Source organism: Flavobacterium sp. 38, assembly GCF_057799715.1.
On sequence record NZ_JBYNWZ010000003.1, the window covers coordinates 220,092 to 231,973 of the forward strand.

Sequence of the window (11,882 nt, forward strand, 5' to 3'; positions counted from 1 at the left end):
ACCAATAAAAAGCCATCAGAATTATTTTTGATGGCTTTCCTCTTTTTCGGCGTTTTCATTTTTTAAAGAATTCTTAATTCAAGACTTTAAAAATGAATTTTATTGTCATTAAATTACTATTTTCAACATAGTACAATGAAATCCTAAACAAAATAACTTACCTTTGCCGGCTAATTTTTTTAAAACAGATAATTTATGACGTCGCAAAATAATGTATTAAAAGGTGTTTTTCTTGTTGCCTTGGGAGCAACCACATACGGAATGCTAGCTACCTTTGTAAAAATGGCTTATACGGAAGGATACACAACTGCAGAAGTAACGACCTCACAATTTATTTATGGAATTTTAGGTATTCTTTTAATCAACCTTTTTCAGCGTATTAAAAATAAAAATACTGCTGTAAAAGCATCTCCTAAAAATATTTTCAGTTTAATGCTTGCGGGAACTTCATTAGGAATGACTAGCTTATTTTATTATCTGGCTGTAAAATACATTCCTGTTTCTATCGGAATCGTTTTATTGATGCAAACCGTTTGGATGGGTGTTTTGCTTGAAATGATTTTAGAAAAAAAACTTCCTTCAAAACAAAAAGTCATTGCGGTTTGTATAGTGCTTTTTGGAACTGTTTTAGCGACCAATATTATCAATAATGACATCGAACTAGACTGGAGAGGTTTAGTTTGGGGAATGCTCGCTGCAGCTTCATTTACTACAACTATGTTTACTGCAAATAGCGTTGCTACAGAAATTTCATCAGCACAGAGAAGCCTTTACATGCTTTTAGGTGGCGCCGTTATTGTTTTTTCGTTTGCTTTTGCAACTCAAGTAACGGCTTTCAATATGGAAATTTTCTTGAAATGGGGAATTGTTTTGTCTTTGTTTGGAACTATTATTCCGCCACTTTTGATGACTGCAGGTTTTCCTTTAACTGGAATTGGATTGGGAAGTATTGTTTCTGCCCTTGAACTGCCCGTTTCTGTAATGATGGCATTTGTTTTACTAAACGAAAAAGTAATCCTTTCTCAATGGATTGGTATTGTATTAATTATACTTGCCATAATCATTATGAATGTAAATTTCAAGCCTAAAAAATAACTTCAAACAGGCATTATTAAAAAAATAAGATCTGTAATGCAATAATTGTTAATTTTTTTATAAATTCGTGATAAACAAATATTTATCATGATTCTACCTTGGCATTTATATCTAATGGCTTCCTTATATATTCTTGCTGGTATAAATCATTTTAGAAAACCTGGAATGTACATAAGAATCATTCCGCCCGCATTCAAAAACCCCAAATTAATAAATATTTTAAGTGGTGCCTCCGAGATTATTTTGGGCATCTTTCTAATCCTGCCTTTTACAACACATTATGCCGCTTGGGGAATTATAATGCTATTAATTGCTGTTTTCCCTGCCAATTTGTATATGTTGGAAAATAAAAAAGCAGGTTTTGGTTTACCAATATGGATTTTATTTGTACGTTTGCCCTTACAATTTGTTTTAATTTATTGGGCATACCAATATACATTCTAACATTAACCATTTAAATTATTTTATTATGAAAAAATTATTTGCTGAGTTTTTCGGAACTTATTGGCTTGTTTTTGGTGGATGCGGGAGCGCGATTTTTGCTGCAGGTATTCCAGATTTAGGAATCGGGTTTGCGGGTGTTGCGCTGGCTTTTGGTTTAACAGTACTTACGATGGCCTATGCTGTTGGACACATTTCTGGAGGTCATTTTAATCCTGCCGTTTCTTTTGGTTTATGGGCTGGCGGAAGGTTTTCTGCCAAAGATCTTATTCCGTATATCATTGCGCAATGTGTTGGAGCTGCTGCAGCGGCAGGAACTTTATACACAATAGCTTCTGGAAAAGCTGGTTTTGCAATTGACAGTACAAAAGCTGGAGCCTTTGCTTCTAACGGTTTTGGCGCTTTTTCTCCTGATGGTTATTCCTTACAAGCTTGTTTTATCGCTGAGTTTGTGCTTACCTTATTCTTTATCCTAATAATTTTAGGCGCAACAGACAAATTATCAAATACTCCTTTCTGTGGCATCGCAATCGGTTTGGCTTTAACTTTAATCCATTTAATCAGTATTCCAATTACGAATACTTCTGTAAACCCAGCGAGATCTTTGTCACAAGCTATTTTTGTTGGCGGAGAACCATTATCTCAGGTTTGGCTGTTTTGGGTCGCTCCTATTCTCGGGGCTTTAGCAGGAGGTTTTCTCTATAAAACTTTACTACAAAATCATGCAGAAGCATAATGTTGCTTTCAAAAATCATTCTCAAAAATAAACTAAACATACACATGGAATTTTTATATTTTTTACTTATTGGCGCTATTTCTGGCTGGTTAGCCGGTCAAATCTGGAAAGGCGGAGGTTTTGGATTACTAGGTAATATCATTGTTGGAATTATCGGCGGATTTATCGGCGGATGGATTGCAGGCAAACTTGGTATTGGCGGTGGCGGACTTCTCTGGCAGATCTTAATCGCAGTTGGAGGTGCCTGGGTTTTATTGTTTATAATAAGCCTAATCAAAAAATAATACTCTAAAAAATTATTTCTAAAGAGAAAATCAGATATATTTATATTTGGTTTTCTCTTTTTTATTGGATAAAACCGAAAGAAATTTTTACTTCAATTCAAATATTATGTAGTATGAATGACATTATCACTTATTTTTCTACAATTCCTTCTTCGCACAGAAGTTTGATTTTGGTTGGCGGTATTACCATTTTCTGGCTCATCGAAAACAGTTTTCCATTGTTCAAAATGCAATATAGAAAATGGCCTCATGCGGGAATAAATTTCTTTTTTACGTTTACTACCATTGTGGTCAACTTTATTTTAGCTTTTATTTTAATAAAAACCGCAGCTTGGACTGTCGAGCATAATTTTGGAATTCTGCAATGGCTTCCGCAAATGCCTATTTGGCTTTATACCATTCTTGGCTTACTGCTTTTGGATTTAATTGGCGCTTATTTGGCTCATTTGGTAGAACACAAAGTAAAAATTCTGTGGCAGTTTCATTTAGTGCATCACACCGACACTTGGATTGATACCACAACAGCAAACAGACACCATCCAGGAGAAAGTGTTGTCCGCTTTGTTTTTACCACTTTGGGCGTACTAATTGTGGGAACTCCAATGTGGATGGTTTTTCTTTATCAGTCGCTATCTGTTGTGGCTTCACAATTTAATCACGCTAATATTTCACTTCCAGAAAAACTAGATCTTTTTTTAAGCTACTTTATCGTTTCTCCAAATATGCATAAAGTGCACCATCATTATGTTCTGCCTTATACAGACAGTAATTATGGAAATATTTTTTCTGTTTGGGACAGAATTTTTGGAACCTTTACCTATTTACCCAAAGATCAGCTGGTATACGGTGTAGATACTCACATGCTGCCCGAGGAAAACAATCAATTGAAAAATTTATTAAAAATTCCATTTCAAAAATCAAGATCCTTCAAAAACAGCTAAAATCATTAAAAAAAATGCACTCTGCTGAAACAACGTATTATTTTTTTTTATAATATTGATACTAGAATTGAAAATCAATCTATTAATCATTAACACCCTATTTTGAATTAATTTTCACGAGATGAAAAAGAGTAGCCGCAAAGAATTAACTTGGGAAGAAACGGAAAAACTTGTTTCGTTAGCTTTAGAAGAAAGAAATCCATTTGAAATTATAAAAAAAGAATTTGGATTAGCAGAAAAAGAAGTTCTGGAAATCATGAAGAAGAAAATGCCTGCAGAAAAATTTGAGATGTGGAAAAAGAAGGCAGTTGCAAACAAACCGAAACCAAAACCAGTAAAAATAGATGATTTTGATGAAGATTTGGACGGAAAGTATTATATAAAAAATAAATTAGACTAAGATAAAGCTCCTGTTTTTTCAGGAGTTTTTTTTATCTTTAAAATTAATGTGATTTTTTAGTAACTTTTTAATGCTTTTTGTGTCAAATACAATTAACTAAACATATACAAATGAAAAAAATACTTTACACCTTAGCTCTAGCGGTAACTTTTTGGAGCTGTAAAACAGGGAGCACTGGAGCCGCAAAAAGCAATATAGTTGAAGTGAATATCAATTTAACCGATGTTAAAGACGATAAAGTTTTGGTAACTGTTACGCCTCCTGCTATTAAAACTGAGGAAATTGTTTATAGTATTCCTAAAACCGTTCCAGGTACTTATTCAACAGATAATTACGGGAAATTTTCAGAAGACTTTAAAGCGTTTGATGCTAAAGGAAATCCGCTTACAGTAAAGAGATTAGACGATAATTCTTGGTCTATCTCAAATGCAAAATCCTTAAAGAAAATCACTTACTTGGTAAATGACACTTTCGATACTGAAAAAGGAACTGGATTTGGAAATGATGACGTTTTCTCACCAGCAGGAACAAACATCGATGCAGGAAAAAATTTCATGGTAAACACACATGGGTTTGTTGGGTATTTTCAAGATAAATTAGATGTTCCGTACAAAGTTACGATTACGCATCCTGAGACGCTTTGGGGCGCTACTTCTATGACAGATCAAGATGCAAGCAATACTTCTGATACTTTTACAACTTCTCGTTATGCGATTTTGGTAGAAAACCCAATTATGTATTCTAAACCAGATTACACTACTTTTAATGTAAACGGAATGGATATCTTAATTGCGGTGTACTCTCCTACTGGAAAATATACTGCTGAAAGCATTACGCCAGAGATGAAAACGATGATGACAGCACAGAAAAACTTTTTAGGAAAGGTAAACTCTACTAAAAAATATACGGTGTTATTGTACTTATCAAGCATGGCAAAAGATGATGCGCATGGTTTTGGGGCTTTAGAACACCCAACTGCTACAACAGTGGTTTTGCCAGAATCTATGCCTAAAGAAAAATTGGTAGAATCTATGAAAGATGTGGTTTCTCACGAATTCTTTCATATCGTAACTCCATTAACTATTCACTCGAAAGAAATTCAGTTTTTTGATTACAATGCACCAAAAATGTCTGAGCATTTATGGATGTATGAAGGTGTAACAGAATATTTTGCAAATCTTTTCCAAATCAACCAAGGTTTGATTGATGAAGCTGAATTCTATACTCGTATTGCTGATAAAATTGAACAAGCAAAAGGTTTAAATGATACAATGTCATTTACCGTTATGAGTAAAAATGTATTAGAGCAGCCATACAAAGACCAATACTTAAATGTATACCAAAAAGGAGCTTTAATTGGTATGTGCATCGACATTATCATCAGAGAGAAAAGTAATGGAGAAAGAGGAATTTTGGATTTAATGCATAAATTATCTGATGAATATGGTGTTGAAAAACCGTTTAATGATAATGAATTATTTGCAAAAATCACTTTGTTAACCTATCCTGAAGTTGGTGAGTTTTTAAATAAATATGTTGCAGGAACTACTCCAATTCCTTACGATTTTTATTTAGCTAAAGTTGGTGTTACAAAAGCAACGGAGAAAAAAGCTGGAAATCCGTTTATTAAAGGACAAACTCCATATATCACAATTGATAAAGCAACAAAAGAAATCGCAGTTCGTCCAGATTCAGAATCAATTGAATTCTTTAAAAACTTGAATTTAAAAGGTGGCGATAAAATCTTAGCGGTAAACAACAAATCATACAATTTAGACAACATTTACGATTTGATTACAGAAAGTGAAAATTGGAAAGAAAACGATCCAATTACCTTAAAAGTTAAACGCGGTACTAAAGAAGAAACTATTAAAGGAACCGTAAAATTGCCTTTCGAAGAATCTGAAACTTTTAAAGCTACTGATCCTTCAAAAGAGAAACTTAAAAATGCATGGTTAAAAGGATAATTTCTTTTTAATTGCAACTCATAAAAAAAACCGATAATCGTATAATTATCGGTTTTTTGTTTTGTCAGGCTGAGCGGAGTCGAAGCCCCGCAACGTGATTCAGCATGACGGGCTTCGACTTCGCTCAGCCTGACAAATTTTGTGTTTTCGTTTTTGTCAAAGCGATTCTCATTTTTGTCATCCTGAGGAACGAAGGATCGCACTAGAAATTCCATAAAGGAAGTCGCCAATCTTTGCCGACCTTCGCGTGTGATTCCTCGTTCCTCGGAATGACAAAATTGCGTTATTTCTTCACAGGAAATTTCCAGTCAAATTCATCCTTACTGTTGATGATTGCTCCAATTTCAAATTTCACAACCTCATCAAATTCCGTTTGAAGGATAAACCAATTGTCTTCGTTGAAGTAATTTTCGAAAGTATCAAAAGTTTCTTGATTGTATTTTGTAATTCCTTTTGCAGCGAAATCTTTCTTTACATGAGCAATTTTTCTTCCGATTAATTTGAATCCGAAAACTTCTAGATCATTGCTAGATGCTACAATGTAACCCAATTTCAAATCTTCTTCCTGATAGAATGTCAATCTTGCTTTTAATGCATTGTAAACAAAAATTACGTTGTCGTCTTCGTCTTTATAGTTTTTATCAGGTTTTCCTAAAGCAGCCGTTACATCGTTCTGCTTCATTCCGAAAAGTAATTTATCGATTCCTGATTTTAAATTTATTTTCATATTTCGTTTCTTTATTTAGAATGCAAATTTCGCTTTTTTTTCGCCACGAATTTCACGAATTGCACAAATTTCTCGATTTTTACATCTCTCTTGTTAGGTTGAGCGTCCCGAGACTTCGGGAGAAGCCCCGAGCCAATTGGAACGCCCTTCGACTCCGCTCAGGGTGACATCACGGCAACATTCATAATTTATAATCCATAACTTTTATTTGGTTTTGAAGTCATATAAAAAGTAATTTTTCCACCATTCATAACATCTTCATGTTTTAAGAAAGGTTTAGAAAGTTCTTTTCCATTCAAAAGCACTTTTGAAACAAACACATTTTTATCGGATTGATTCACTGTTGTAACTTCAAAAGTTTTCCCGTTTTCTAAATTTAAAACAGCGTTTTTCAATAACGGACTTCCTAAAGCGTATTCATCAGAACCTGGTGCGACTGGATAAAATCCTAAACTGCTGAAAATGTACCAAGCGCTCATTTGCCCGAAATCGTCATTTCCGCCCAAGCCATCGGCACCGTTTCTGTACATTTTTTTCAAAATCATTCTAATTTTATCTTGCGATTTCCAAGGCGAATCTGTCCAATTGTATAAATAAACTACATGATGCGAAGGCTCATTTCCGTGAACATAGTTTCCGATAATTCCATCTCGGGTAATATCTTCTGTGTTTTCAAAATATTTATCTGGAAGATGCATGTTAAATAACGAATCCAAACGGACTTTAAATTTCTCGTTTCCCCCCATTAAATTAATCATACTAGCAGGATCTTGCGGAATATATAGACTATAGTTCCAAGAATTTCCTTCAATAAAACCTTGTCCGTGCGTATCTAACGGATCAAACTCTTTCTTGAAAGTGCCATCATTCAATTTCGGACGCATGAAACCTGTTTTCTCATCGTAGACATTTTTATAATTTTTCGATCTATTGATGAATTCATTATAAATATCAGTTTTACCCAATTTCTTTGCTGCTTGTGCAATTGCCCAATCATCGTAAGCATATTCTAAAGTTTTAGAAACCGAAGCGCCACTTTTATCTTCTGGAACGTAACCTTTATTCATATAATATTCTAAGCCGTCGTAATACGGAACTTTTGCCGTATTTACACAGGCCTGAAGCGCTTTTTCTGCATCAAAAGAAATATTGCCTTTTACAATGGCATCTGCCACAACCGAAACCGAATGATAGCCAATCATACACCAATTTTCATTGGCATAATGCGACCAAATTGGCAACATTTTATGTACACTCTGGTCTGAGTGTGCGAGCATTGAACTCACCATATCAGCATTTCTTTTCGGCTGAACAATATTAAATAATGGATGCAAAGCGCGATAGGTATCCCAAAGCGAATAACTGGTATAGTTGGTAAAATTTTCAGCTTTATGAACATTCATATCGAGACCTTTATAATTTCGATCCAAATCCATGTATTCTGTTGGACCTAGAAAAGCGTGATACATTGCGGTATAAAAGTTCACCAAATCTTCTTTTTGAATAGTTTCGATCTGAATTTTATTCAATTCTTTATTCCAAACTTCCTGACTTTGTTTTTTTACTTTTTCGAAATCCCAGTCAGGCGTTTCTTTTTTCATATTTTCTAAAGCTCCAGCAGAACTCACTGGCGATAATGCCATTTTTATTTTGATTTTTTCGCCTTCATTAGTATCAAAATCAAAGAACAATTTTAAGTTTTGTCCTGCCATTTCTGGGAAGTTTTTCGTTTGGTCAAATCTTCCCCAAAAGCCTCTATAAACACTTTTTTCCTGAGCAGCTTGTCCGTAACTTTTGATGGGCTTACTGAATGACATGGCAAAATAAACCGTTCGGGTTCTCGCCCAACCATTGGTCTGACGGTAACCTGTTATTAAAGTATCGTTTTCTACACGAACAAATGTCCAAACATTCTTTTTGTCGTAATTGTAAATTCCCGAAGTCAAATCGAGGATAATATGCGCTTCATTAGATTTTGGAAAAGTATACTGATGCATTCCCACTCGAGTTGTTGCCGTCAATTCTGCTTTAATTTTATGATCCTCCAACAAAACGCTGTAATAAGCGGGTTCTGCTTTTTCTGTCGAATGTGAGAATGCTGATCTATAACCCGACAATGGTTTTGAGGCTACACCTGGATTCAATTGCAGTTTTCCTGTTGTCGGCATAATTAAGAAATCGCCCAAATCGGAATGTCCAGTTCCGCTGAAATGGGTATGGCTGAAACCGACAATGGTTTTATCTTCATACTGATAGCCAGCACAGTATTTATAAACTTCACCGTTATATTTTCCGTTTAAACTGTAGGCAATTGTATCGGTTTCCGGACTTAATTGTACGCTTCCAAACGGAACTGTTGCACCAGGATAGGTATGCCCCATTTTTGCTGTGCCGATCATTGGGTCGACATATTGAATAAGATTTTGCTTTTCTGCCGTCTTCTTCTGTCCTACTGCATTATTTATGGAAAGTACCGAAATCAGAGCTCCGAGAAGAAAATTACTGCGTTTTATTGTAATCATTTTTATTGTTTTTCTTTGAAATCTTCGTTGTTGTTTTAATTCAGAAAAATACAATAATTTCTATTCTAAAAAACATAATTTTAGCAGAACTCAAAAGGTTTAAATATCTTTGATATACTAAAAGCCTAGCAAAAGCATGAAAAAATATATTTTAATTTTACTTTCCTTTTATTCGTCCTTTATTTTTTCTCAAAAAACAGAAAGCCATAGATTATCCAAACAGGAAATTTCACAGCGCGAACTTGAAGGCGTAACCGATTTTCCTATTTACAGAGCTTTTGAATTTAGTGATAAAGGCGGTGTATACAATTTGGTTTTAGGAGAAAATCAGAAAACAATTTCTAAAAAAGATACTTTAAATACCAAAATTCAAGCAATTTGCGTGATGAATGATCACGGCGGATTTCTAGAAAAATGGAGAATTAATGATCTGCTTGAAGATTATGTTCCGAAAGAAACGAACATTTGGTTTTGGACTAAATACTGCAGTACAAAAGATCTTGATAACGATGGCTATATTGATCCTGTAATCGTTTATGGCACAAGAACTGAATATGATGAAATAAGACGCGTAAAGATTATTACGGTTTATAAAAATAAAAAATACGTGATTCGTGCTGTTGAGTGTGAATTAGACGATTGCAGAAGTTTTAAAAAAGATCAGAATTGGAATACGCTTCCTCAGAAAATAAAAACGTATTTGGATCAATTGGTTATTAAATTGAGAAAAGAACAGAATTTGATTTTGAAGGATGGGTAGATTCAATTAATGAATTATGAGTTGTGAGTTGTGAAATTAATAAGCAACAATCCATAACTCATAATTCATAATTCTTATTCACTCATTTCATCATAACGCTCGGGAACCTGCGGGTCGTAAAGTGGCAATTTGAATTCTTCCATGATCTCAACCAATTTATTCATGGTTTTTCCTTCTGTTCCGTAGCAATCTATTTTGATGCTTTGTGGTGTAGTAAGAACTTGAAATGCTCCTTTTCCTTTTGGATTTTTCCAGCTGTTTTCATCAACTCTTTCCCAGTCAGAAAAAACAGAATTGATTCTATTTACGATTACGTCAGTTTGAAGAACAGCAAGACCTTCTACTTCTTCATTTTCAAGAAGAGCTTCATAAACCTCCTGATTATTAAGGTAAATTTCGTCCAGATATCTCCAAAAAAGTAATTCGTACATACTATGTGTGTTTTGAAACCATATAAGTGATATAAGAAAATATAAAAGAAGGCTTTAATTGGAACGTGGCTTCGACTCCGCTCAGCCTGACAGTTAATCCTTTTAAATTTAAAATGAACCTATATAACTTATATGGTTTAAATATTTTTTTTAATAATTGAATGTTCCGTATTCGCTTGTAATAGTAAGTTTTTTAGCGTCTGCTGCTTCTACTCTACCTACGATTTGTGCTTCTACATTGAAAGATTTTGAGATTTCAATGATATCTTGTGCAATACTTTCCGGAACGTAAAGCTCCATTCTGTGACCGCAGTTGAAAACCTGATACATTTCTTTCCAATCTGTTTTTGACTGTTCTTGAATTAACTTGAACAATGGCGGAACTGGAAATAAATTGTCTTTTATAACGTGTAAATCTTTTACGAAATGTAAAATTTTAGTTTGTGCTCCACCGCTGCAGTGCACCATTCCGTGAATATCTTCTGGAGTATATTTATCTAAAATCTTTTTAATAATCGGTGCATACGTTCTTGTTGGAGAAAGTACTAACTGTCCTGCATTGATTGCACTGTTTTCTACCTCATCAGTTAAATTTACCTGCCCAGAATAAATCAATTCTTCTGGAACTGCTGCATCGTAACTTTCTGGATATTTTTTAGCCAAATATTTTCCGAAAACGTCGTGACGTGCAGAAGTAAGTCCGTTGCTTCCCATTCCACCGTTATACCCTTTTTCATAAGAAGCTTGTCCGAAAGAAGCCAAACCTACAATTACGTCTCCAGCTTTAATATTTGCATTATCTACAACATCGCTGCGTTTCATGCGTGCGGTAACTGTCGAGTCGACAATAATAGTACGAACTACATCACCAACATCGGCTGTTTCTCCTCCTGTTGAATGAATAGTAACTCCAAATGATTTTAATTCATTTATTAATTCTTCTGTTCCGTTGATAATTGCAGAAATTACTTCGGCAGGAATTAAGTTTTTATTTCTTCCAATAGTTGAAGAAAGTAAGATATTGTCTGTTGCACCTACACACAATAAATCGTCAATATTCATGATTAAAGCATCTTGAGCGATTCCTTTCCAAACAGAAAGATCTCCAGTTTCTTTCCAATACATATACGCCAAAGACGACTTTGTACCTGCTCCATCAGCATGCATAATAAGGCAGTGCTCCTCATCTTGCGTTAAATAATCTGGAACAATTTTGCAGAATGCCTGCGGAAATAAACCTTTGTCAATATTTTTTATAGCGTTATGTACGTCTTCTTTTGATGCCGAAACACCTCTTTGTGCATATCTTTTGCTAGAATCTGAACTCATGAAAATTAGTTTGTGTTGATGTGGTGCAAAGATAATCCCTTTTTTTAATTCTTTGCGGTATTCGATTATTTGATTGATAAAAAAATCGGCAGAAGTATATCTTCTGCCGATCTTCTCAAATAAAATTGGTTATGAAGGTTTGGCTTGCTGATTAAAGGTGATAAGGTACTGAGGCACTAAGATGCTAAGTTTTCTCTTAGAATCTGATAATCTTGAATATTCAAAAATCCGCTTAAATCTGTAAATCTG

At 34.4% G+C, this 11,882-nt stretch carries 12 protein-coding genes; 8 read left to right on the forward strand and 4 right to left on the reverse strand.

What is annotated here, in order from left to right:
• Positions 1–195: 195 nt before the first annotated feature.
• From AC3E9W_RS09660 to AC3E9W_RS09690, 7 genes are all read left to right on the forward strand, one after another.
• Positions 196–1,095, forward strand: coding sequence for an EamA family transporter (locus tag AC3E9W_RS09660; protein ID WP_306156723.1), 900 nt, complete (start codon positions 196–198; stop codon positions 1,093–1,095).
• Between the two features lie 87 nt (positions 1,096–1,182).
• Positions 1,183–1,539, forward strand: a complete 357-nt coding sequence (locus AC3E9W_RS09665; protein ID WP_306156725.1) for a DoxX family protein — start codon at positions 1,183–1,185, stop codon at positions 1,537–1,539.
• Positions 1,540–1,564: 25 nt separating this feature from the next.
• Positions 1,565–2,272 (forward strand): aquaporin Z, encoded by a 708-nt coding sequence (gene aqpZ / locus AC3E9W_RS09670; RefSeq protein WP_488768190.1) that lies wholly within the window; start codon positions 1,565–1,567, stop codon positions 2,270–2,272.
• Between the two features lie 44 nt (positions 2,273–2,316).
• Entirely contained in the window at positions 2,317–2,556 is a 240-nt protein-coding gene (locus tag AC3E9W_RS09675) for a GlsB/YeaQ/YmgE family stress response membrane protein (protein WP_306156729.1), read from the forward strand.
• 113 nt (positions 2,557–2,669) lie between these two features.
• Positions 2,670–3,497 (forward strand): sterol desaturase family protein, encoded by an 828-nt coding sequence (locus tag AC3E9W_RS09680; protein WP_488768191.1) that lies wholly within the window; start codon positions 2,670–2,672, stop codon positions 3,495–3,497.
• 121 nt (positions 3,498–3,618) lie between these two features.
• Positions 3,619–3,897 (forward strand): DUF2805 domain-containing protein, encoded by a 279-nt coding sequence (locus tag AC3E9W_RS09685; protein ID WP_306156732.1) that lies wholly within the window; start codon positions 3,619–3,621, stop codon positions 3,895–3,897.
• 110 nt (positions 3,898–4,007) lie between these two features.
• Positions 4,008–5,864 (forward strand): M61 family metallopeptidase, encoded by a 1,857-nt coding sequence (locus AC3E9W_RS09690; RefSeq protein ID WP_488768192.1) that lies wholly within the window; start codon positions 4,008–4,010, stop codon positions 5,862–5,864.
• Between the two features lie 283 nt (positions 5,865–6,147).
• Here AC3E9W_RS09690 and AC3E9W_RS09695 read toward each other — a convergent pair whose 3' ends face one another.
• Both AC3E9W_RS09695 and AC3E9W_RS09700 read right to left on the reverse strand, forming a co-directional pair.
• A complete protein-coding gene (locus tag AC3E9W_RS09695) occupies positions 6,148–6,591 on the reverse strand; it encodes a hypothetical protein (RefSeq protein ID WP_488768193.1) in 444 nt (147 codons plus the stop codon).
• Positions 6,592–6,779: 188 nt separating this feature from the next.
• Entirely contained in the window at positions 6,780–9,113 is a 2,334-nt protein-coding gene (locus AC3E9W_RS09700) for a GH92 family glycosyl hydrolase (RefSeq protein WP_488768194.1), read from the reverse strand.
• Between the two features lie 136 nt (positions 9,114–9,249).
• Between AC3E9W_RS09700 and AC3E9W_RS09705 the strand changes: the two genes are divergently transcribed.
• On the forward strand, positions 9,250–9,873 hold the full coding sequence (locus AC3E9W_RS09705) for a M949_RS01915 family surface polysaccharide biosynthesis protein (protein ID WP_488768195.1): 624 nt from the start codon (positions 9,250–9,252) through the stop codon (positions 9,871–9,873).
• A 74-nt stretch (positions 9,874–9,947) separates the two neighbouring features.
• Here AC3E9W_RS09705 and AC3E9W_RS09710 read toward each other — a convergent pair whose 3' ends face one another.
• Together AC3E9W_RS09710 and AC3E9W_RS09715 are read right to left on the reverse strand one after the other, a co-directional pair.
• Positions 9,948–10,304: a hypothetical protein gene (locus AC3E9W_RS09710; RefSeq protein WP_456893530.1), complete on the reverse strand. Its 357-nt coding sequence runs from the start codon at positions 10,302–10,304 to the stop codon at positions 9,948–9,950.
• 150 nt (positions 10,305–10,454) lie between these two features.
• Positions 10,455–11,633, reverse strand: coding sequence for an AIR synthase related protein (locus AC3E9W_RS09715; RefSeq protein ID WP_488768196.1), 1,179 nt, complete (start codon positions 11,631–11,633; stop codon positions 10,455–10,457).
• Positions 11,634–11,882: the final 249 nt, after the last annotated feature.